Raw genomic sequence first — 20478 nt, 5'->3', positions numbered from 1 at the left:
TATGCGTTCAGGTCTACCTCACATGGCAATCAACAAAAGGACAACCCCATGCATCTTCTCGGTATTTCAGGCAGCCTGCGCAAAGAGGCAACCAACCGCAAACTTATCCGCGAAGCCGCCCGCATCGCGCAGGCCTCTCCCTTCATCGAAGCCGACCTGCACATGCCGCTTTATGACGGTGATCTTGAAGAATCGCATGGGATCCCAGACCCCGTCCGCGCGTTGTCCGAACAAATTGCCGCTGCCGATGCCGTGGTGATTTCGACGCCCGAATACAACAAAGGTGTTTCGGGCGTTCTGAAAAACGCGCTGGATTGGGTCAGCCGCACCAAGCCAAATCCATGGGACGGCAAGCCCGTCGCCATTTTATCGGCCACCGCAGGACGCGCAGGCGGCGAACGCGCCCAGTTTGATCTGCGCCTCAAAATGAACCCCTTCAATCCCCGCGTCATCGCAGGCCCAGAGGTGCTGATCGCCAGCAGCTCAAACGCATTTGATGAAAACGGACACCTCAAGGATGAAGGCTCACAAGAGCTGTTGGGCAAATTGATGGATGCGCTGAAAGCCGAAATTGCACGCGGCTAGGACGTTCCAATCAGGTTGCTGATCTCGATCAGATTGCCATCGGGATCACGCAGATAAATCGACAGGATCGGCCCCGCAGCACCTGTGCGCTGCACGGGGCCGTCCTCTATCGCTATGCCCTTTTTGCCAAGCGCATCTGCCCAATCATCCACAGCCGTCTCGCTGAGAAAACAAAGGTCTGCCGACCCTGCAACGGGGGTTTGCGCCTTTGGCTCGTATTCGCGCCCTTTGGGATGCAGGTTGATCTTCTGCACGCCGAATTTCAGCGCCGTGCGTGTGGTGCCATCGGCGGGGTAAAAAACCTCGCTCTGCATGCCCAAAACGCCTTCATAAAACGCAACCGTGGCGTCAATATCGGCCACCGTCAGCACCAAGTGATCCAACTGGTGCACCTTCATAGCGATGCCTCCACCTCAAAACCGTCGGGGATTGTGTTGACCCCGTCCAACACCAGATCGGCCATCACCTCGCCCAATTTGGGGGCCATGCCGAACCCGATCTTGAACCCCCCGTTCATGACAAAATGCCCTTCTTTCAAAGGGTGTTTGCCAAGCATGGGCGCACGCGATTTTGCACGCGGCCTGATGCCCGCCCATCGTTCAATGATCTTTGCAGACCGCAGAACAGGAAAGGCCGCGCGTGCGCGATCAATCACATCTTCCAACTGGTCATCCACCTTTTCATGGCTGAACAACCGTTCGGAGGTTGACCCAATCGCGACCGTGCCATCTGCATGGGGCACAATGTGCAATCCGTCCGCAAAAAGCTGCGGCTTGTCACGTGCATCAAACGCCAAAAGCGCCGCCTGCCCTTTGACGCCGTTGCCCACGGCGCGTTTCAGTTCGCTTGACAGATCCAGCAACCCTTTTGCGCCCGTGGCCCAGATCACCGCGCCCTCATCTGCCGCTTCATCCACCACCTCGGCCCCAAGGGCTGTCACCGCTTTGGCCAACGCCGCCGTCGCCTTGCGCGGGTGAATACGCGCGGTCAACGTATCGTGCACCAGTAAACCGGTCGGCGACAACGGCACCCAATCGCCCTGCGCGTCGACCACGCGCCAGTCAAACTGGTCGCCCCAAAACTGCGCCGCCCCTGCCGCCCGAGCACGCGCCAAGTCCACCGCACGGTCGTCGGCCAATGGCTGCAAACGGCCCGTGCGTGCATAACCCACATCTTGCCCGGCCAGCATCGCAACGCGGCTCCAATACTGATCTGCCGTTGACAGCACACTGAATTGAAACGCTTTCTTGGGGTTCCAGTTTTCGGGCACATGGGGCGCCAACGCCCCCACCAACCCGCCGCTGGATCCCGCGCCAACGCCGAACGGATCCACCACGCGCACCTTCGCGCCGCGCTGCACACAGGCCAACGCAGCTGTCAGCCCGAAAACCCCCGCACCGCGTATCGTGACATCGACGATTGCCAAGCGCCTCTCCTTTCGACAAACCTAGGCGCAGACCTACCCCAGGACCCTGCGATGAACCAGCCACATGCGCATCTGATTTGGACCGACGACGAAACGCCCATCGCGCGTGCTTTTGACGATCCTTACTATTCGCTGGCCAACGGTCTAGCTGAAACGCGATATGTCTTTCTGGATGGCAATGATCTGCCTGCGCGGTTCTTTCCTGCGTTCGAGATTGCAGAGCTTGGCTTTGGCACAGGCCTGTCGTTTCTGACCGCATGGCAGGCGTGGGACCGTTCGGGCCACGCAGGCACCTTGCATTTCACCAGTTTCGAAGCCTTCCCCATGTCACCTGCAGATACCGCCCGCGCATTGGCCCCCTTTGCCGAATTGCGCAGCTATGCAGACACGCTGGTCAACTGGCTGCAAGATCCGTTCATGCCGATTGCGCCCAATGTCAGCCTGACCATCTGTCAGGGCGATGCACGTAGGACCGTGCCTGCATGGGACGGACAAGCCGACGCATGGTTTCTCGATGGCTTTTCCCCCGCCAAAAACCCAGAGCTTTGGGAGGCCGATCTGATGAAAGCCGTTGGCACAAAAACCGCCCCCGCAGGCACCTTCGCCACCTATACCGCCGCAGGGCACGTGCGCCAAAAGCTGGCCGATGCAGGCTTTGACGTGCAGCGCATCAAAGGGTTCGGGCGCAAGCGCCACATGAGCATAGGCACCAAACCATGAGCCAGACAAACACCCGCCTCGGTATTTTCCTTATGATCGCCGCTGTGTTCGTCTTTGCCATGCAAGACGGCATCTCGCGGCATCTGGCCAGTGAATACAACGTGCTGATGGTCGTGATGATCCGCTATTGGTTCTTTGCCGCCTTCGTGATGGTCATCGCCGCACGCGCCGAAGGGCTGCGCGCCGCCACCCGCACGGACCAGCCAATGCTGCAAATCTTTCGCGGCCTGCTGCTGGCCGCTGAAATCTGCGTGATGGTTGCCGCCTTCACCTATCTGGGCCTCATCGCCTCGCTGGCGGTGTTCACCTGCTATCCGCTGCTTGTTGCCGCCCTGTCTGGCCCTGTTCTTGGCGAATACGTCGGCTGGCGCAGATGGGCCGCCATCGGCATCGGGTTTGTGGGTGTTCTGATCATTCTTGAGCCGGGCTACGGCGTTTTCAGCCCCCTTGCGCTGATCCCTCTGGCCTCTGCCTTCATGTTCGCGCTTTACGGCCTGATCACGCGCTATGCTGCGCGGCGCGACACCACCGCCACCAGCTTTTTCTACACAGGCGTGGTGGGCGCAGTGGCGATGACGGCTGTGGGCATCTGGTTTTGGGAACCGATGAAGCGCCCTGATTGGGCGTGGATGGCGCTTTTATGTGTCACAGGCGCGCTTGGTCACTGGCTTTTGATCAAATGCTACGAGGTGGCAGAGGCCAGCGCCGTGCAGCCCTTTGCCTTTTTGCAGCTGGTGTTCGGCACGTTCATCGGGATTTTCGTGTTCAACGAGGTGCTAGCGATCAATGTCGTGATCGGCGCCGCCTTGGTTGTCGGCGCAGGTCTCTTCACTCTCCTTCGCGCACAGCAGGCAGCGCCGCATCCTGCACCGTCTCTGGCAGCGGCACCAGATCGGAAGGACGCACACGCGGACGAATGATCGGCTTTTCGCCAATCAACATCTGCGTAAATTCCAACGGCGCGGTGCCGGCCTGCCCAAGACGCGCGCGATAGACCATAATGCTTTCCGTCACCCGCATGACATAGTTGCGCGTCTCTCGAAACGGGATGAATTCGATCCAGTCGATCACATCGACCTCGCCCAAACGTGGATCACCGTAGGCATCCATCCAGCGCAGCGGGCGGCTCGGCCCTGCATTATATCCGGCCGCAATCTGCACGACAGATGGGCCAAATATCTCTTCCAGATCCTCCAGATAGGCCGTGCCAAGCGTCACATTAAAGCGTTCGTTGCGCAGCTGGCTTTGGCGGTATGACAGGTTCAACTGCCCCGCAACCTGCCGCGCTGTGGCTGGCATCAACTGCATCAATCCAATGGCCCCCGCACTCGATTGCACCACAGGGTCAAATTCGCTCTCGCGCCGCGCAATCGCCAAGGCCAGCGCCATCTCCACAGGCACCTCGCGCGTCATCATCGGGTGCAGCGGGAAATAAGCGGTAGGCACCACAATCCCGCGTGCGGCGGCCTGCTTGCCAAAGCGCACCGCCAAATGCGGGGCGCCCGCATCCTCGGCCCAAGTGGCCAGCTGCGTCAGCGCAGCCGCGTCCAGATCACGCGCCAGTTTGGTGATAAACCATTCCGCCAAATCCCGCGCACCCGCTTCATGCAAGATGACACCGGCCTGAAACAGCGTTGTGGTTGTGAAATCCGCCCCCCGCCATTCGGCGCGGGTGCCTGCCAGCGACGGGTCCAGCGGCAGCCCTAGTTTTTCAGCACTCAGCAATCCGTAAAAGCTGGTTTGATGTTTCGCCCCCTCGCGGTAAGCCACCGTCGCATCGCCGCCCATCGCTTCTTCGGCGCGGCCAATCCAATACCACGCGCGCCCCAGTGAAATCGGCGTGCGCACCCCGTCGCGCAACCGCTCGAAATGTTGCTTGGCCTTTTCAGGCTCAAACAACAGCCGCAGCGCAATAAAGCCCGCCAGAAACTCAAGATCGGCCCATGCGCCCCCACCTTCCAGATGATGGGTCGCAGCCACATAATAGGCCATCCGCGCCTCGCCCGCCCGCATCTGGGCCCGCGCAATCTGGCGGCGCGCATTGGCCCAGGCACTGGGCCGCCCCAACCCCTGCGCGTTGATGGATGCCCCCAACAGCGTGCCCAACGCCTCCTCATCACGGTCCGCCCGCCGCAGGGCCGCAAACTGTTCATAGGCAATGCCACCTGTGCGCATGGTGGCCGCACGATCCAAAGACCGTTCAATCGCGCCGTCCTCATCGCGTGCCAAAGCGATCCGCAGTTCGGCCTCAAGCCTGTCACGCTCACCCAACAACGGCAGCAGCGCCTGCGCATCATTCAGCCGCCCGCGCCACAACAGCATGTCCACCCGTGCTGCATGATCGCCCGCCACCTGCGCGTCATAGGTCTCAAGGATTTCCTCGGTCTGCGCCTGGGTCAGCGCAAAATTGCGCCACGCGTCACGCACGACATCCCCGTCACCCAATCGCAAAACACCCGTGCCCGTCTGTGGCGAATGCCGTGCAAAAAAGGCAGCCACCTGCGCAGGATCGGCATCGCTTGGGATACTGCGCTCGGCCCGCAGATAAATCCGCTCCATCAAGGGCCACTCGGGGTTGCGCGCGGCAAACGCATCCACCTCTTGCCAGTCAGCGCCGGCCAAAAGGCCCCGCCACGTGGAAATATCCTCGTCAACCGTCGCGGCCACTGCCGCCCCGCCCCACAGGAAAACCAAACTCAAAAACATCCATCTCATGGCCCAAGCGTAAACCGCAGCCCCTAGACATCAACTCACTTCCTTGGCATGGACAGAACCAACTTCAAAACTGGCGGACCCCCGCCGATCAACCATAAGGAGCGTGTCATGTTCAAAGGGTCCCTTCCCGCACTCATCACGCCGTTTGCGAACGGCCAGGTGGATTTTGACGCGCTCAAGAAACTTGTTGATTGGCATGTGGACCAAGGCAGCCATGGGCTGGTGCCAGTCGGCACCACGGGCGAATCCCCCACGCTGACCCACGCAGAACACGACCAAGTCGTCGAAGCCGTCGTCACCCATGCCGCTGGCCGCATCCCCGTGATTGCAGGCGCAGGCAGCAACAATACCGCCGAAACCGTGCGCCTTGTCAAAGCCGCCAAAGCCGCTGGCGCCGATGCAGCACTTGTGGTCACACCCTATTACAACAAGCCCACCCAAGACGGCCTCAAGGCGCATTTCACCGCCGCCGCCGATTGCGGCCTGCCGATCATCATCTACAACATTCCGGGTCGGTCTGTTGTGGATATGACACCTGAAACCATGGGCCAACTGAACGCCCATGACATGATCATCGGTGTCAAAGACGCCACCGGCGATCTGAGCCGCGTGCCGCAGCAGCGCATGACATGCGGCAAGGACTTCATCCAACTGTCTGGCGAAGACGCAACGGCCCTGGGCTTTAACGCCCATGGCGGCGTGGGCTGCATTTCGGTCACCGCCAACATCGCCGCAAAACTCTGCGCCGAGTTTCAGGAAAGCACCCTGCGCGGCGATTACGCCACCGCGTTGGAACAGCTTGACCGCCTCATGCCACTGCACAAGGCGGTCTTTACCGAACCGGGGGTCTGCGGCGCAAAATACGGACTGTCCCTTCTGGGTCTGTGCCGCGACGAGGTGCGCTCGCCGCTGACACCTTTGTCAGATGGCACCAAGCTGATGATCAAAGACGCGATGATCCACGCAGGGCTGATCAACTGATCTTTCGGCGCGCTACCACCCACGGTAGCGCGTCAAATACATCTGATCTTGTAGCCGCTTTTCTTCGGCTTTCCTGATCCGGCGATCTTTGTGCGTCTCATAACTATCACTTTTGCTTTGGTCCTCTGAGCGGGCCGCCACGCGAAACGCGTTTGCAAAAATTCCAATCATCTTATCTCTCCTGATCTATGTTTAACTGCTTCCTTCCTAGCAGCAGCGCCCCATTGACCGAAGTTGCGAAAAATGCTGTAACATAAGCTCAACTTATGGAAGTCCATATGGACTGGCGTCATATCCCCTCTCTGGCCGCCCTTCGCGCGTTTGAGGCCGCCAGCCGGCACAGCAGCCTCACGGCCGCCGCCGCTGCGCTGAATGTGACCCAAGCGGCCGTGTCTCAACATATCCGCACGCTTGAGAGCGATTTGGGCTGCACCCTCATGATCCGCCAGGGCCGCAAGATGGATCTGACCGCCGAAGGCAAACAGCTTGCCGCAACCCTGACCCAAGGGTTTTCGACCATCGCAACAGGCGTTGCCGATTTGCGCGGTCAACTTGGGGGCAAACCCGTTACCGTCAGCCTTACCCCCTCGTTTGCCGAAAACTGGTTGATGCCGCGTTTGGGCAGCTTTTGGGCGGCGCATCCCGACATTGATCTGTCGATCCAACCCTCGCATCGTCTGGTCGATCTGGCCGTTGACGGCATAGACGTGGCCATTCGCTACGGGCGCGGGCCCTTCCCCGACCACAGCGCAGATATGCTAACATCCGCCACGCTTTGCGCTGTGTGTGCGCCGCAGGTCGCAGCACAACAGCGATCAGCCACATGGTTCTTTGAAACCTACCGCACCGAATACCGCGTCTGGGCGCACAGCCACGGGCTGATCACCGATGCCACACCAACAACGGCGATGGACACAAACACCCTTGCGCTGTCAGCCGCGCGCGCGGGCCTTGGCATCTGCGTGCAACTCAAAGACGTGGTGGCTCGTGATCTGGACGCTGGCACATTGGTCTCGATCTTTGAAACCGATGAAACCACCCTTGGCTATCACGTCCTCACACGTCCCCATCCCCCCTCAAAACAGCTCGCCACCTTTTTGAAATGGCTGCACGCCGCGGCCTAAATCAAAATTTATTTTGGGGGTGTTGCGTGATTTGCGATTGGCAGAACGTCTGACGCATTGCCATACCGCCAGCAGACGCTAGGCCATACATGCGTTTTTGGCAAAATCGGCGCTCTGGACAGTTGGCTTGACAGACCTTACCTGAGGTGCATGGCCAAACCAAAACCCGATCCAAACTACAAAGTTATCGCTGAAAACCGCCGCGCCCGTTTCGACTATGCCATCGAAATGGACCTTGAGGTTGGCATCATGCTTATGGGCTCCGAAGTGAAGTCCCTACGGGATGGGAAAGCCAATATCGCCGAAAGCTATGTCGCGGTCGAGGACGGGGAATTATGGTTAGTTAACAGCTACATAGGCCTATACGCGCAAGCCAAAACATGGGGCCACGAAGAACGCCGCCGCCGCAAGCTGCTCGCCTCCAAACGCGAGATTGCAAACCTGTGGAAAGGCGTGTCGCGCGAAGGCATGACCATCGTGCCCTTGGTGATCTACTTTAACCACAAGGGTTTGGTGAAAATGAAGGTCGGTCTGGCCAAGGGCAAGAAGAACCACGACAAACGCGACACCTCAGCCAAACGCGATTGGGGCCGCCAAAAACAACGCCTTCTCAAACAAGGTAGCTAACCGCATCCCCTTGCTTTCAAAGGGCAATCCCGTTAGGTGGAACGCGCAAAATAAGGGTATGACCTATGGCCGATGATCCCAAATCGCTCGTGTCCACTGACTGGCTGGCCGCGCACCTCAAAGACCCCGATCTTCGTATTCTTGACGCCTCGTGGTACCTGCCCGACGCAGGCCGCGACGCCCGCGCGGAATATGACAACGCCCATATTCCAAACGCGCGATTCTTTGACATCGACGAAGTGTCCGATCATCGCTCGGATCTGCCCCACACCGTGCCACCAGTTGAGAAATTCATGTCCCGCATGCGCGCCATGGGCATCGGCGACGGCCATCAGGTGGTGGTCTATGACGGCGCGGGCCTGTTCAGCGCCCCGCGCGTTTGGTGGACCTTTAAACTCATGGGAAAACAAGACGTTGCAGTGCTTGACGGCGGCCTGCCCAAATGGGTGTCCGAAGGCCGCGACGTCGAAGACCTGCCCCCCGTGGTCCGCGACCGCCACATGACCGTAAGCCGCCAGAATCAGATGGTGCGCGACGTAACCCATGTGGCCCGCGCCAGCAAATTAGGTGATCACAGCATCATCGATGCCCGCCCCGCAGACAGGTTCAAGGGCGAAGCCCCCGAACCCCGCGAAGGCATGCGCGCAGGCCACATCCCGGGGTCTTTGAACGTGCCGTTTGGCGATCTGTTGAACGACGACAAAACAATGAAATCTCCACCCCAGCTGCGCGCCGTGTTCGAAGCCGCAGGCGTTGATCTATCCAAACCAGCCATAACCACATGCGGCTCGGGCGTCACCGCCGCGGTCCTGTTTTTGGCGCTCGAACGGATCGGCAAAACAGACGTCTCGCTTTACGACGGCAGCTGGTCGGAATGGGGCATGTTCCCCGATCTGCCAATTGAAACCGGTTAACATCTTTTTAGGAAAGCTCCGCTATGCTCGGAAACCTCAAGACCCAACCCGCTGACAAAATTCTCGCTTTGATGGCGCAATACCGCGCCGACCCACGCGACACAAAAATCGATCTTGGCGTCGGAGTGTATAAAAACGCCCAAGGTGTTACCCCCGTCATGCGCGCCGTAAAAGCGGCGGAACACAAGGTTTGGGAAACACAAGACAGCAAAGCCTATGTGGGCCTTGCCGGCGACCCCGCATTTTCGGACGCGATGATCGATCTGGTCCTCGCAGACAGTATCGCGTGGGATAATATTGCAGCCGCTGCCACGCCCGGTGGCACAGGTGCCATTCGTCAGGGGTTTGAACTGATCAAGATGGCCAGCCCCGATGCAACTGTGTGGCTGTCCAATCCGACATGGCCAAACCACCCCAGCATCCTGAAATACCTCGGCATGCCCATGGCCGAATACCGCTACTTCGACGAAGCAACCCGCGGCGTCGATTTCGACGGTATGATGACAGATCTCGCCAAGGTCAAAGCAGGCGACGTCGTCTTGCTACATGGCTGCTGCCACAATCCAACAGGCGCCAATCTCAACCTCGCTCAGGTCCAACAGGTCATCGATGTGATGCAGGGCAAAGGCGCCATCCCCTTCATCGACATCGCTTATCAAGGCTTTGGCGACGGTCTCGAAGAAGACGCCGCCGCAACACGCCTGATCGTCAGCCAAATGCCCGAAAGCCTTCTGGCGGCAAGCTGCTCGAAGAACTTCGGCATCTACCGTGAACGCACAGGCGTGCTAATGGCGATCGCCCAAGACACCCGACTGCAAACTCTCAACCAGCAAACTCTGGCATTTCTAAACCGCCAGAACTTCAGCTTTCCACCGGATCACGGCGCACGTCTGGTCAGCACGATCCTCACCGATGACACCCTGCGCGCAGACTGGAAAGACGAGTTGGAACAAACCCGCCTCAGCATGCTTGATCTGCGCACCCAACTGGCAACCGAGCTGCAACGCCTCTCAGGCTCGGATCGCTTCGGCTTTCTGGCCCAACATCGCGGCATGTTCAGCCGCCTTGGCACAACCCCTGATCTTGTCGAAAAAATGCGTGCCGATCACGGCATCTACATGGTCGGCGACAGCCGTATGAACATCGCAGGGCTCAACCCAACAAGCGTTCCAATACTGGCAAACGCGATTATCGCAGCGGGTGTCTAGGCTTCTTTTGTTACAAAATATCCCGGGGTTTGGGGCAGCGCCCCAACGAAACATGATGGGCGGCCTTGGCCGCTCATTTTTCAAACGGCTCACTCAGCGGCCAGCGGAAGCCCCTGTTGCCCAATCTCGACCAAATCCGCCAGAACACCCGTGATAAGCCGCCTGAAGGCATGAAAATCGGCTCTGGGGCGGATTGCGGCCTCATCCATATAAAGCGCGCGGTCAATCTCGATTTGCACCGCATGATATCCCTGCATCGGCCGACCATAGGCTTGCGTGATGTAGGCGCCCGCAAAGGGTGTATTGCGCGCAACAGCAAAGCCCGCATTTGCAAAGGCAGCTTCCACGCGCTCCACAATTTCCGTGCTGGCTGATGCGCCAAACCGATCCCCGATCACAATATCGGGACGCTTTTTATCTGCCGATGTATTTGCCGCAATCGCCTCATGGGGCATGGAATGGCAATCCAATAGAATGGACTCTCCGAAGCGGCTTTTGTTTTCGCGCATCAAGCGTTGCAGCGTTTTGTGGTAGGGACGCCAAAATCCATCAATGCGCGCATCCGCCTCGGCACGGCTCAGCTTACCTGCATAAATGGCACGGCCATTGGCCACCACACGCGGGATCACGCCAAGCCCCGAAGCCACACGCGGATTGTGGGCCACGCGGCGCACCCCTTCGATCAAGGCTGGATCCAGCTCATCACAGCTGCGGTTCAGATCAAGAAACGCACGCGGCGCGCCCGCTCTGAGAAACACAGCCCCCAGATCAGGGGCCTTTTCAAACAAGCGATCGACAAATGCGTCCTCGCTTGAGCGAATCGCAACAGGGTCCAAAACCGTTTTCGACATGAACGCGCTGGTATAGTCGCGCCCGCTATGCGGACTGGCGACCACAACCGAGGTCGTACGCGCGTCTGGCAAGTCCAGAAAGTAGGCGGCCTTTGGCATTCACTGCTCCTTTGACACCATACTTAGACTGTTTTGCCCAAGTTCCAAAACCCCTCTTGATCTTTTTGCTTGGGCCTTTTAATCACCCCTCACCTGACGCGGCGCGACCCGCGTCCTATTTGTTTGGACGTGTCGCACGAAGAACGGTATCATGGGCGCTTAGCTCAGCGGTAGAGCACTTCGTTGACATCGAAGGGGTCACTGGTTCGATCCCAGTAGTGCCCACCATGATTTGATAACTGGCGTGAAAGCGTCGAACTGAAACAACCCAAGGCGTGATCTCGCGCCGGAAAAACAGGAGACAGACTTATGAAAGTCAAGAACTCGCTCCGGTCGCTGAAGAACCGTCACCGCGACTGCCGTGTCGTGCGCCGTAAAGGCCGCGTTTACGTGATCAACAAAACTCAGCGCCGGTTCAAAGCGCGTCAGGGTTAAGTCTCTGATACACCTGATTGAAGGGCCGCTCTTTCCGGGCGGCCTTTTCATTTGCGGCAGATCAATGCACGACAGATGTCCCCACACTAAACGAATATGATGATTGATCTTTATTGCGAGCGCACCGCCAGCGGCTTGATGAATGAACCGCTCAACACCCTAAGCAATATCATGTTTCTAGTCGCCGCCCTCATCGCATGGCGGGCGGTTCAGGCGCGTGGTGGGCGTGATACGCTGGAAACGGTGCTGATCACGCTGGCTGCAAGCATCGGCATCGGTTCGACCCTGTTTCACATGTTCGCCAATCACGCGACAGAACTGGCGGATGTGATCCCGATCTGGAGCTTTGTAGCCCTTTATATCGCCACCGTGATTTACCGCATGACAGGCCAGAACAAGGCCCGTACCGCCCGCATCGTGGCAATCGCGGCCGTTATCACAGGCACCGTTTTCTACTTCACCTCGGGTGATGTCAGCACCGATCACACCCATGCGCACACCGCGTTCAATGGATCCTTGCAATACGCTCCTGCGCTGGCCGCGTTAGTCTTTTTCAGCCTATTGACCGTTGCCAAGAAACACCCCTCACGCGGATACATTGTGGGGGCGACCGCGATGTTTATCGCAGCACTTGGCTTTCGTACCGTTGATCTGGATATGTGCGGCGCCCGTGAAATCGGCACGCATTTTCTGTGGCACATCTTCAACGGCGGGATGGTCGCGCTTTTGCTGCTTGCCCTGATCCGCACGCTGCCGCCTTTGGGTTATGCACCTTTGGCGCGTTGAACCATCCCGAACAAGTCACGCGGATCATCAGGGTCGGCCAGCATATCCAGCTGCACATAAGCGCCCACACGGTCCAACTGATCGCGCACGTATCGCAGCGCGCTGAAATCCTCGGTCGCAAACCCCACGCTATCAAACAGGGTGATCTGGCGCGCGTCACGGCGCCCCTGCGCTTTGCCCGTGATCACTTCCCAAAGCTCGGTCACAGGATGATCGGCCTCTAATGCCTGTATCTCACCCTCAATGCGGGTTTGCGGCGGGTATTCCACAAAGATGTCAGATCGTAGCAGGATATCGCGGTGCAATTCCGTCTTACCAGGGCAATCCCCACCAATCGCGTTGATGTGGACGCCACTGCCCACCATGTTATCCGTCAGGATCGTTGCGTACTGTTTGTCTGCGGTGCAGGTGGTGATGATCTGCGCGCCAGAAATCGCCTCCTCGCCAGTCTTGCAGGGCACAACCCGCAGCCCTGTATTTTCCAGATTGCGCGCTGCTTTTGCAGTTGCCGCGGGGTCGATATCGTAAAGGCGCACCTCTTCGATCCCCAGAACCTTGTGAAACGCCAAGGCCTGAAACTCGCACTGCGCCCCGTTGCCGATCATCGCCATGACCTTTGCATCTTTGGGCGCAAGATGACGCGCGGCAACCACGCTTGTCGCCGCCGTGCGCAGCGCCGTCAGGATCGTCATTTCCGACAGCAATACAGGATAGCCGTTGTCCACCCGCGCCAGCACACCAAAGGCGGTGACGGTCTGAAACCCGCGCGCCATATTCGCGGGATGGCCGTTGACGTATTTGAAGCCATAGGTTTCCCCGTCGCTGGTGGGCATCAACTCAATGACCCCTTCTTCTGAATGGGCAGCCACACGCGGGGTTTTATCGAATAACTCCCACCGTTTGAAATCGGCCTCGATATAGTCCGCAATCTCGGCGATCATCTGTGCCGCGCCAATGTGGTTCACGATTTTCATCATGTCGTCCACCGACACGAAAGGCACATAGGCCAGCTTGCTTGGTGTCAAATCCATCTCAAAAACTCCGTGTTGGTCGGTCAAGAACCTTGCGGCCCATCAAACTGGCAGTCAGGTCGACCATCAGCCGCGCGGTCTGGCCGCGCACATCAAGAAAGGGGTTCAGCTCCACCAGATCCAGCGATGTCACCAGATCGCTATCGCACAGCATTTCCATCACCAGATGCGCCTCGCGGAAGGTGGCACCGCCTGGCACAGTCGTGCCAACCGCAGGCGCAATCGCAGGATCTAGAAAGTCGACATCAAGGCTGACATGCAGCCGTCCGTTGGCATCGCGCACACGCTCAAGAAAGGCGCGAAGGGGCGTGGCAATCCCATGTTCATCAATGGCGCGCATGTCATGCACATCCACACCTGCATCATTCAAAGCTGCGTTTTCGGCAGGATCGACGCTACGGATGCCAAGCATACACAGGTTTTCAGGCGCAACAGTGGCAGGCAAGTCGGGATAAGCCTCGAACCCCGCTTGCCCGGTAAAATACGCCGCTGGTGTGCCATGCAGATTGCCGCTCGTTGTGCTCTCAAGCGTGTGGAAATCGGGATGGGCATCAAGCCACAACACAAATTGTGGCTGCGATTGATCTGCCGCATGTTTGGCAACCCCTGCCACAGTGCCGATCGACAAAGAATGATCGCCGCCCAGAAAAATTGGCATGTCCGATTGCGCAGCTGCGTCATAGGCTGCCTGCGTCAACGCCGCGGCCCATCCTGCTGTTTCGGACAGATGATGAATGGCCGCATTGCCATGCGTAACCTGAACCTGTCGCGGCGCAACATTGCCACGATCCTCAACCTGATGACCCAAAGAGCCAAGCATCTCCGCCAGCCCCGCCGTGCGATAGGCGTCTGGCCCCATGATGCAGCCGGGCCGCCCTGCGCCTGATTGCACAGGCGCCCCAATTAACATGCAGTTTTTCACGATCTTACCGAATTGCTTACGTTATCGGCAGAATACGCATTCAATTCTCTTTCAATCAGATCGAAAACAGCGCAATCATGTGAAATACTGCGCATTTTGGACATAGTGATTGAGCGTTATGCAAATAGATCAGACAGACACCCGCCTTCTGACCGCCCTAAAGCAAGATGCCCGCGCCTCTGTGACCACCCTTGCCGCGACATTAAATCTGACGCGCACCACAGTGCAAAAGCGGATGGAGCGGCTTGAACGGGACGGGATCATCGCGCGTTATACGATCGAAGTGGGTGAAGGATCAGGGCCGCCGCCAGTGCGGGCTGTCATGCTCATTGCGCTTCAAGGCGCGATGGGCCGGAAAATCATCCGCCGCCTTCATGATATCCCCGCCATCACGTCGGTCTATTCGACCAACGGGAAATGGGATCTGGTTGCAAATATCGAAGCCGAAAGCCTGCCCGCCTTCGACCGTATTCTGCGCGACGTGCGCGAGATCGAAGGCGTGACAAATTCGGAAACCTGCCTGCTGTTGGACGAGGCTTAGCTGGTCGCAGCACTCAACCCCGTGTCCATCAGCTCTTTGATCTGGGCCACGGACGTCCCTGCCACGATGCGCCCCAATTCCTGATCGCCCTTCAATACGATCAGGGTTGAACGACGCGGGATATCGCGGAATGTCGTCACGGCCGCATTTTTGTAGGTGTCCCAATCGACCTTGATGAAAACAAGGTTTTCATCATAGGCGGCATTTTCTTCGCGCAACTGGGTGATCACCCGCCCCTGACGTGCACAGGTGCTACACCATGTGGCCGAATAATCCACGAATACCGTTTTACCCTCGGCCAAGGCCGCTTCAATGGCGCCATCGGTATAATCGGTAAAGGCCCACGCAAGTGTCGGCAGCAAAGCCGCCGCAGCGGTGGTTGTCAAAAAGGCACGACGGTTCATAGGAAATCTCCTTTGGGGTTAGAACATGACAGACAGGTCTTGGAACCAGTAGGGCAGCACTTGGATCGCCCAAGCGTCAAACAAATGGTGCACGCGCAAAAGCAACATGGCCCCGACAGCCATAAACACCGCCCCCATAATCGGTTTTGAGCGTTGGGCCAAACCGCGCAAGGCCTGTGCACGACGTCCAATCGCCTCGCGCGCGCCAAAGCCAAGCCCAAGGATTAACGTGGACACACCCGCGGCAAAGGCAACCATGATCGCTGTGGCCCATCCAAGCGACTGGCCCTGACTGGCAAGGGCAATAGCACCGCCCAAAGTGGGACCGATGCAAGGCGACCAAACGGCCCCCAACAAAAGCCCGCCCATGAACTGACCGCGCAGCCCATCACCTGTGTGCTCCATCCCTGCATCTGCACGCGCACCGATACCGGCCGTGGCCATTTCAAACCGCGCGCTGAATTGCGGGATCACCAGCACCAAGCCAAAGCCAATCATCATGACTGCGCCGATATCGGCCAAAAGCTCTTGCGTCAGGCCAATCTGGCGACCAAACGCCGTGACCAACACGCCAAAAGCCACAAACGAAAGACTCATCCCCGCAGCCAAGGCGATTGGCCCGCGTTTGTCCGCATTGAGTGCAGATACCAACACAATCGGCAAAACGGGCAGCACGCAGGGATTAATCAGCGTCAAAAGCCCCGCAAGATATGCGAAAAACAATTCCATAACGGCGATGTTTCACACTCCAGCCCAAAACGCCAAAACACATTTGCGTCAGCTAGATTACTGCGTCGGTCATACCAAAACGCGTTTCACGATGATGTTTGAGATATGCAGGATGTGGCCAGTCACTCCTTTTATCCGGCAGATGCAACTTACGATCCGAAGATATCAAACGGCGTGAAATATCTGGAGAAACCTTATTATCAGATACCAAAATTTCGTGATTATCACCCACGGCAATCAAACCGCGATCAAACATCCAATGGAGCGTTCCCGAAAGAGCAAGTCCATTCTGGACAATATCTGGGCCACCATCTTCGACTGCTTTTATATGCGCCGCTTGAACCTCGGCGCGGCCTCCACCATTTCGTAAATCCATGCCACTTATTGCGCAACGGCCCTGATAGGCGCGTAAGATCCGCCCCCGAAAGGCCCGGTCACGGATTTTACGGTTTGTAAGGACACTCTCTCTTACAATTTCTTCTTTTGGAATGAATGGCTGCTGCGCATCTTCAAATACCCCTTCTCGCGGCAACGCATAAGCATCAGTTCGCTCCTCAAGCCCTGAATTAACAATACTGGCAAACTCGCTTTCGGTTAGTCGGCGTACGGCTGAAACTGAAATGCCGCCTGAAATGGGCACGCCCGTTTCAAAGTGCCTTAACGAAACCTCATGAGCAATCCCGTTGGCATCGCCGCGCGGAACCACATCCTCGAATTGCAACGCACTTGCGGTGTCATACCATGCGAAAAAATGATCCGCTTTCACTGGATCCGCGGTAACACTAAGAACTTTCTGCACGCCCACATATCCAAACGCACCACCAGACTTTTTACTCTCATAAAGTACAACCCAGTCGCCGATGGTCTCTCGAACCATACCTAAATAGCGTTTGGGGAAATGATACGCTTCTCCTGGTCGATCATCATAGATCGATACCGGATTCTGTATAAAAACCGCTTTGGCCAACGACTACTCGTAGGTCCGCTGATCCTCGATCAGCACACCATCTTTTGGCAGGCTACCCGGCGCGACAACCTCCACCACACCGCGCAGTTTCAGGGTTTCCTGCACCAGCCCGCTGTAGTCTGCGCCACCGTCAGAACTCTCAATCCGCACTGTCATCACATCCGCCGTGCCCTCACGCGTGGCAATCACCCGCGCGCGCGAGATCGCGGCATCCTTGGCCACCAAGGCGGCCACCTGTTCGGGGCGCACAAACATACCTTTGATCTTTGTCGTCTGATCGGCACGGCCCATCCAGCCCTTGATGCGCGGTCCTGTGCGTCCACAAGGCGACACGCCCGTCATAAACGCGCTCATGTCGCCTGTTGCAAAGCGGATCAACGGATAGTCAGGGTTCAAGGCGGTCACGACGACCTCGCCGACGTCACCCATTGGCACGGCATCGCCCGTGCCGGGCGTCACGATCTCAACGATCACGCCTTCGTCCAGAACCATCCCCTCCATCGCGGGGGTCTCATAGGCGATGTGGCCCAGATCCGCGGTGGCGTAGCATTGCAAACAGGCGATGCCGCGATCGGCATAGGACTGACGCATCGCGGGAAACAACGCGCCGCCCGAAACCGCAGCCTTGGTAAACCCGAGCGTTACACCCATCTCATCCGCTTTATCCAAAATGACCTGCAAATAGTCAGGCGTGCCTGCATAGGCCGTACTGCCCAGATGTGCCGCCGCTTGCACCTGAAGCTCTGTCTGTCCTGTGCCCGCGGGCAACACGGTAGCACCCACAGCGCGCGCACCGTTTTCAAACATCATGCCAGCGGGGGTCAGGTGATAGCCGAAACAGTTGTGCACCACATCTTCTACACCAACACCCGCCGCATGCAAAAAGCGGCCAAAACGCCACCAATCAGCCCCCGTGCGGCCAGGCTCATAAAGCGGCCCGGGCGACTGAAACACATGCTCCACCTTGCCTTTCACCAATCCACCAAATGGCGGCGTGGCCTTCTGCAAATCTCCAAGCTCCGACTTTCGCAAAACGGGTTGATCGGCCAGTGCGCCGTCGATCAAGCCAGCCAACGCCTTGGACTGATCTGCCTCGCGCTGATCTTGGGATCGCGTTTCCAGCGCGTCGAAAAAACTCACGAGAGCCACCTTTTGCGGCGGCGATAACTGCGCACGTCACGGAAGGATTTGCGGCCTTCCTCGGATACACCCAGATAAAATTCCTTCACATCAGGGTTTTCGCGCAGCTCGGCGGCGGGGCCATCCATCACCACGCGACCACTTTCCAAAATGTAGCCGTAATGCGCAAAACGCAGGGCGACGTTGGTGTTCTGTTCGGCCAGCAGGAACGACACGCCTTCGTTTTCATTCAGCGATTTCACGATGCCAAAAATCTCTTCCACCAGTTGCGGGGCCAGACCCATCGACGGCTCATCCAGTAGAATGGTTTCAGGGCGGCTCATCAGGGCGCGACCAATGGCACACATCTGTTGCTCCCCACCCGAGGTATAGCCCGCCTGACTTTTGCGGCGCTCTTTGAGGCGCGGGAAGTAGTTATAGACCAGTTCCAGATCATCGGCGATTTTCTTGCCCCCGTCGCGGCGCGTATACGCCCCCGTCAGCAGGTTTTCCTCGATGGTCAGGTGTTCAAAACAATGGCGCCCTTCCATGACCTGAATGACACCGCGGTTCACCAGATCGGCAGGCGACATATCCTGCACACGCTCGCCACGATAGGCGATCGACCCTTTCGTGACTTCACCACGTTCGGAATGGAGCAGGTTTGAAATCGCTTTCAGCGTCGTGGTTTTGCCAGCGCCATTGCCCCCCAAAAGCGCGGTGATCCCGCCTTTCGGCACCTTCAGCGATACGCCTTTCAGCACGAGGATCACATGATTGTAGATCACCTCGATATTGTTCACTTCCAAAAGTGTATCGACATCCACTTGGGCCTGATCATCCAGCATCTTCAATCCCCGTTAAGGTTACCGTGCGCGCCCGAAAATACGGGCAGGTAAGTTTGGTAAATGGTCAAACAAATATGCGGCCCACCCATTTCAGGGCGGGCCGCAAAGCTCACTTAGCCACCACAGGACATGGCAACGTTGTTTTCTTCGGCATAGGCCATCGAATCCGCCATAACGAGCGGCTGGATGACCTCTTGGTCCGATGCAATCCAGTCAGTGATCGTGTTCCACTGACCTGCAGCTGCGTCCCACTGCTGCACCTTGCCCTCGCCCGAACCACCGTGGTTTTCACATGACACGCTGAAAGCTGGCCCAAAATTCGCCATGCCCAAGGACGCCATGCGCTCTTCGGTCATGCTCAAAGCTTCCATGCCGTCGCGCATCATCGCAGGTGTGATGTCCATCACGCCGTGGATCGCTTGCGCTTCTTTCACAGCTTCGGCTGCCAGCATCGCGGCATAGAACCCACGGTTATACAGCACTGTGCCCACCTGATCACCGTTGCCAGCCGCTTTGCCAGCGTCGATCACATGCTCTTGCAGGTCTGCAAAGATCGGGAAATCTGTGCCCACGTTGTGCATCGCCAAGGCCTTATAACCGTTGGCCGCATCACCCGCTGGCATCACGTCGTTTTCCGAACCGGCCCACCAGTTGCCGATGAAGTTTTCCATCGGGAAACGGATGTTCGCGGCTTCTTGGATTGCCACTTGGTTCATCACGCCCCAACCCCACATCACAACGTAATCCGGACGCTCGCGGCGGATTTGCAGCCACTGCGATTTCTGCTCCTGACCGGGGTGGTCCACAGCAATCGTCGTCAGCTCGAACCCGTGCTTGCCCGACAGCTCTTCGAGCGTGCGGATCGGCTCTTTGCCGTAGGCAGAGTTGTGATAGACCAGCGCGATTTTCTTGCCGCTGATGTCGCCACCGTTTTCATCCAGCAGGTGGTTCACAGCAATCGACGCCCCATCCCAGTAGTTCGCAGGATAGTTAAAGACGTTGTTAAAGACCTTGCCGTTCGCAGCCGACGTGCGGCCATAGCCCATGGTGTGAAGCGGGATGCCATCTGCCGCGGTTTTCGGGATCAGCTGATAGGTGATGCCCGTCGACAGCGGTTGATACACCAGCGAGCCTTCGCCCTTGGTCGACTCGTAGCATTCCACACCCTTCTCGGTGTTATAGCCGGTTTCACATTCGATCACGCGGGTCATCACGCCACCAATGCCGCCATCACGCTCGTTCAGCAGTGTGAAATAATCGGCGTAGCCATCGGCAAACGGGATACCACCCGCCGCATAAGGCCCCGTGCGATACGACAGCGATGGGAACACAAGGTCCGCCATCACAGGGCTTGCAGCCATTACCGCTGCCACGGCCATTGTTGCTAGTTTTTTCATTGTTTACTCCTCCCAGAGTGTTGAAGTTGATGCCGGGGTTTGCCCCGAT

Annotated in this window: 23 protein-coding genes and 1 tRNA gene; 12 read left to right on the top strand and 12 right to left on the bottom strand. The window is 57.9% G+C overall.

The genetic code is table 11. The features are described 5' to 3' along the window. Nucleotides 1–48: 48 nt before the first annotated feature. Entirely contained in the window at nt 49–585 is a 537-nt protein-coding gene (locus tag L1065_RS09070) for an NADPH-dependent FMN reductase (RefSeq protein ID WP_237095138.1), read from the top strand. Here L1065_RS09070 and L1065_RS09065 read toward each other — a convergent pair. Together L1065_RS09065 and L1065_RS09060 are read right to left on the bottom strand one after the other, a co-directional pair. After that, nucleotides 582–983 (bottom strand): VOC family protein, encoded by a 402-nt coding sequence (locus tag L1065_RS09065; RefSeq protein ID WP_237095137.1) that lies wholly within the window; start codon nt 981–983, stop codon nt 582–584. The two genes, L1065_RS09070 and L1065_RS09065, sit on opposite strands and share 4 nt — an antisense overlap. Continuing rightward, nucleotides 980–2011 carry an FAD-binding oxidoreductase gene (locus tag L1065_RS09060; RefSeq protein WP_237095136.1) on the bottom strand — a complete coding sequence of 344 codons (1032 nt, stop codon included), beginning with the start codon at nt 2009–2011 and terminating at the stop codon, nt 980–982. The genes L1065_RS09065 and L1065_RS09060 overlap by 4 nt, the downstream gene beginning before the upstream one ends. Before the next feature lie 51 nt (nt 2012–2062). On the opposite strand from L1065_RS09060, the gene mnmD reads away from it, so the two are divergent. Both mnmD and L1065_RS09050 read left to right on the top strand, forming a co-directional pair. Continuing rightward, the gene (mnmD, locus tag L1065_RS09055; RefSeq protein ID WP_237095135.1) at nt 2063–2731 is read left to right on the top strand and encodes a tRNA (5-methylaminomethyl-2-thiouridine)(34)-methyltransferase MnmD; all 669 of its coding nucleotides are present in this window, start codon (nt 2063–2065) and stop codon (nt 2729–2731) included. Further along, nucleotides 2728–3651, top strand: coding sequence for a DMT family transporter (locus L1065_RS09050; protein WP_237095134.1), 924 nt, complete (start codon nt 2728–2730; stop codon nt 3649–3651). The genes mnmD and L1065_RS09050 overlap by 4 nt, the downstream gene beginning before the upstream one ends. Here the strand turns inward: L1065_RS09050 and L1065_RS09045 are convergent. Continuing rightward, nucleotides 3560–5437 carry a lytic transglycosylase domain-containing protein gene (locus tag L1065_RS09045; protein WP_237095133.1) on the bottom strand — a complete coding sequence of 626 codons (1878 nt, stop codon included), beginning with the start codon at nt 5435–5437 and terminating at the stop codon, nt 3560–3562. The two genes, L1065_RS09050 and L1065_RS09045, sit on opposite strands and share 92 nt — an antisense overlap. Nucleotides 5438–5554: 117 nt before the next feature. Here L1065_RS09045 and dapA point away from each other — a divergent pair, with 117 nt between their 5' ends. The 5 genes from dapA to L1065_RS09020 all read left to right on the top strand — a co-directional run bounded on the left by dapA (nt 5555) and on the right by L1065_RS09020 (nt 10300). After that, entirely contained in the window at nt 5555–6427 is an 873-nt protein-coding gene (gene dapA, locus L1065_RS09040; RefSeq protein ID WP_237095132.1) for a 4-hydroxy-tetrahydrodipicolinate synthase, read from the top strand. A gap of 278 nt (nt 6428–6705) precedes the next feature. Next, entirely contained in the window at nt 6706–7551 is an 846-nt protein-coding gene (locus tag L1065_RS09035; RefSeq protein WP_237095131.1) for a LysR family transcriptional regulator, read from the top strand. 150 nt (nt 7552–7701) lie between these two features. After that, nucleotides 7702–8178 carry an SsrA-binding protein SmpB gene (smpB, locus tag L1065_RS09030; protein WP_237095130.1) on the top strand — a complete coding sequence of 159 codons (477 nt, stop codon included), beginning with the start codon at nt 7702–7704 and terminating at the stop codon, nt 8176–8178. A 65-nt stretch (nt 8179–8243) separates the two neighbouring features. Further along, entirely contained in the window at nt 8244–9092 is an 849-nt protein-coding gene (gene sseA / locus L1065_RS09025; RefSeq protein ID WP_237095129.1) for a 3-mercaptopyruvate sulfurtransferase, read from the top strand. 23 nt (nt 9093–9115) lie between these two features. Beyond that, nucleotides 9116–10300 carry an amino acid aminotransferase gene (locus L1065_RS09020; RefSeq protein WP_237095128.1) on the top strand — a complete coding sequence of 395 codons (1185 nt, stop codon included), beginning with the start codon at nt 9116–9118 and terminating at the stop codon, nt 10298–10300. Nucleotides 10301–10389: 89 nt separating this feature from the next. On the opposite strand, the gene L1065_RS09015 is transcribed toward L1065_RS09020, so the two are convergent. Beyond that, the gene (locus L1065_RS09015; protein ID WP_237095127.1) at nt 10390–11250 is read right to left on the bottom strand and encodes an N-formylglutamate amidohydrolase; all 861 of its coding nucleotides are present in this window, start codon (nt 11248–11250) and stop codon (nt 10390–10392) included. Between the two features lie 153 nt (nt 11251–11403). On the opposite strand from L1065_RS09015, the gene L1065_RS09010 reads away from it, so the two are divergent. The 3 genes from L1065_RS09010 to L1065_RS09000 all read left to right on the top strand — a co-directional run bounded on the left by L1065_RS09010 (nt 11404) and on the right by L1065_RS09000 (nt 12471). Beyond that, a tRNA-Val gene (locus tag L1065_RS09010) sits at nt 11404–11478 on the top strand. Between the two features lie 81 nt (nt 11479–11559). Beyond that, the gene (ykgO, locus tag L1065_RS09005) at nt 11560–11685 is read left to right on the top strand and encodes a type B 50S ribosomal protein L36 (RefSeq protein ID WP_008562923.1); all 126 of its coding nucleotides are present in this window, start codon (nt 11560–11562) and stop codon (nt 11683–11685) included. Nucleotides 11686–11781: 96 nt separating this feature from the next. Next, nucleotides 11782–12471: a ceramidase domain-containing protein gene (locus L1065_RS09000; RefSeq protein ID WP_237095126.1), complete on the top strand. Its 690-nt coding sequence runs from the start codon at nt 11782–11784 to the stop codon at nt 12469–12471. On the opposite strand, the gene L1065_RS08995 is transcribed toward L1065_RS09000, so the two are convergent. Both L1065_RS08995 and rocF read right to left on the bottom strand, forming a co-directional pair. After that, a complete protein-coding gene (locus L1065_RS08995; protein WP_237095125.1) occupies nt 12450–13502 on the bottom strand; it encodes an ornithine cyclodeaminase in 1053 nt (350 codons plus the stop codon). The two genes, L1065_RS09000 and L1065_RS08995, sit on opposite strands and share 22 nt — an antisense overlap. Nucleotide 13503: 1 nt before the next feature. Beyond that, complete coding sequence (rocF, locus tag L1065_RS08990; RefSeq protein ID WP_237095124.1) at nt 13504–14412, bottom strand: arginase; 909 nt, start codon at nt 14410–14412, stop codon at nt 13504–13506. A gap of 130 nt (nt 14413–14542) precedes the next feature. Here rocF and L1065_RS08985 point away from each other — a divergent pair, with 130 nt between their 5' ends. Beyond that, complete coding sequence (locus tag L1065_RS08985; RefSeq protein ID WP_237095194.1) at nt 14543–14965, top strand: Lrp/AsnC family transcriptional regulator; 423 nt, start codon at nt 14543–14545, stop codon at nt 14963–14965. Here the strand turns inward: L1065_RS08985 and L1065_RS08980 are convergent. The 6 genes from L1065_RS08980 to L1065_RS08955 form a co-directional block, all read right to left on the bottom strand. Further along, nucleotides 14962–15369 (bottom strand): thioredoxin family protein, encoded by a 408-nt coding sequence (locus L1065_RS08980; protein WP_237095123.1) that lies wholly within the window; start codon nt 15367–15369, stop codon nt 14962–14964. The genes L1065_RS08985 and L1065_RS08980 overlap by 4 nt on opposite strands. A gap of 18 nt (nt 15370–15387) precedes the next feature. After that, complete coding sequence (locus tag L1065_RS08975) at nt 15388–16098, bottom strand: cytochrome c biogenesis CcdA family protein (protein WP_237095122.1); 711 nt, start codon at nt 16096–16098, stop codon at nt 15388–15390. Nucleotides 16099–16150: 52 nt separating this feature from the next. Next, nucleotides 16151–17065, bottom strand: a complete 915-nt coding sequence (locus L1065_RS08970) for an HNH endonuclease (RefSeq protein WP_237095121.1) — start codon at nt 17063–17065, stop codon at nt 16151–16153. Between the two features lie 3 nt (nt 17066–17068). Continuing rightward, complete coding sequence (locus L1065_RS08965) at nt 17069–18205, bottom strand: phenylacetate--CoA ligase family protein (protein ID WP_237095120.1); 1137 nt, start codon at nt 18203–18205, stop codon at nt 17069–17071. Then, nucleotides 18202–19032: an ABC transporter ATP-binding protein gene (locus tag L1065_RS08960; RefSeq protein WP_237095119.1), complete on the bottom strand. Its 831-nt coding sequence runs from the start codon at nt 19030–19032 to the stop codon at nt 18202–18204. The genes L1065_RS08965 and L1065_RS08960 overlap by 4 nt, the downstream gene beginning before the upstream one ends. 113 nt (nt 19033–19145) lie before the next feature. Beyond that, nucleotides 19146–20429 carry an ABC transporter substrate-binding protein gene (locus L1065_RS08955; protein ID WP_237095118.1) on the bottom strand — a complete coding sequence of 428 codons (1284 nt, stop codon included), beginning with the start codon at nt 20427–20429 and terminating at the stop codon, nt 19146–19148. Nucleotides 20430–20478: the final 49 nt, after the last annotated feature.

Source organism: Nereida sp. MMG025 (assembly GCF_021654165.1).
Classification (GTDB): Bacteria; Pseudomonadota; Alphaproteobacteria; order Rhodobacterales; family Rhodobacteraceae; genus Nereida.
Note: the sequence above shows the minus strand (reverse complement) of the source record. Positions and strands in the feature narration are given on the sequence as shown.

Coding starts and splice junctions, on each gene's coding strand:
- L1065_RS09050 (WP_237095134.1), top strand. CDS start 2,728: ATGAGCCAGACAAACACCCGCCTCGGTATTTTCCTTATGATCGCCGCT.
- smpB (WP_237095130.1), top strand. CDS start 7,702: ATGGCCAAACCAAAACCCGATCCAAACTACAAAGTTATCGCTGAAAAC.
- L1065_RS09070 (WP_237095138.1), top strand. CDS start 49: ATGCATCTTCTCGGTATTTCAGGCAGCCTGCGCAAAGAGGCAACCAAC.
- L1065_RS08975 (WP_237095122.1), bottom strand. CDS start 16,098: ATGGAATTGTTTTTCGCATATCTTGCGGGGCTTTTGACGCTGATTAAT.
- L1065_RS08980 (WP_237095123.1), bottom strand. CDS start 15,369: ATGAACCGTCGTGCCTTTTTGACAACCACCGCTGCGGCGGCTTTGCTG.
- L1065_RS09015 (WP_237095127.1), bottom strand. CDS start 11,250: ATGCCAAAGGCCGCCTACTTTCTGGACTTGCCAGACGCGCGTACGACC.
- L1065_RS09065 (WP_237095137.1), bottom strand. CDS start 983: ATGAAGGTGCACCAGTTGGATCACTTGGTGCTGACGGTGGCCGATATT.
- L1065_RS08985 (WP_237095194.1), top strand. CDS start 14,543: ATGCAAATAGATCAGACAGACACCCGCCTTCTGACCGCCCTAAAGCAA.
- L1065_RS09045 (WP_237095133.1), bottom strand. CDS start 5,437: ATGTTTTTGAGTTTGGTTTTCCTGTGGGGCGGGGCGGCAGTGGCCGCG.
- sseA (WP_237095129.1), top strand. CDS start 8,244: ATGGCCGATGATCCCAAATCGCTCGTGTCCACTGACTGGCTGGCCGCG.
- L1065_RS09000 (WP_237095126.1), top strand. CDS start 11,782: ATGATGATTGATCTTTATTGCGAGCGCACCGCCAGCGGCTTGATGAAT.
- L1065_RS09020 (WP_237095128.1), top strand. CDS start 9,116: ATGCTCGGAAACCTCAAGACCCAACCCGCTGACAAAATTCTCGCTTTG.
- L1065_RS08995 (WP_237095125.1), bottom strand. CDS start 13,502: ATGGATTTGACACCAAGCAAGCTGGCCTATGTGCCTTTCGTGTCGGTG.
- L1065_RS09035 (WP_237095131.1), top strand. CDS start 6,706: ATGGACTGGCGTCATATCCCCTCTCTGGCCGCCCTTCGCGCGTTTGAG.
- dapA (WP_237095132.1), top strand. CDS start 5,555: ATGTTCAAAGGGTCCCTTCCCGCACTCATCACGCCGTTTGCGAACGGC.
- L1065_RS08955 (WP_237095118.1), bottom strand. CDS start 20,429: ATGAAAAAACTAGCAACAATGGCCGTGGCAGCGGTAATGGCTGCAAGC.
- rocF (WP_237095124.1), bottom strand. CDS start 14,412: ATGTTAATTGGGGCGCCTGTGCAATCAGGCGCAGGGCGGCCCGGCTGC.
- mnmD (WP_237095135.1), top strand. CDS start 2,063: ATGAACCAGCCACATGCGCATCTGATTTGGACCGACGACGAAACGCCC.
- L1065_RS08960 (WP_237095119.1), bottom strand. CDS start 19,032: ATGCTGGATGATCAGGCCCAAGTGGATGTCGATACACTTTTGGAAGTG.
- ykgO (WP_008562923.1), top strand. CDS start 11,560: ATGAAAGTCAAGAACTCGCTCCGGTCGCTGAAGAACCGTCACCGCGAC.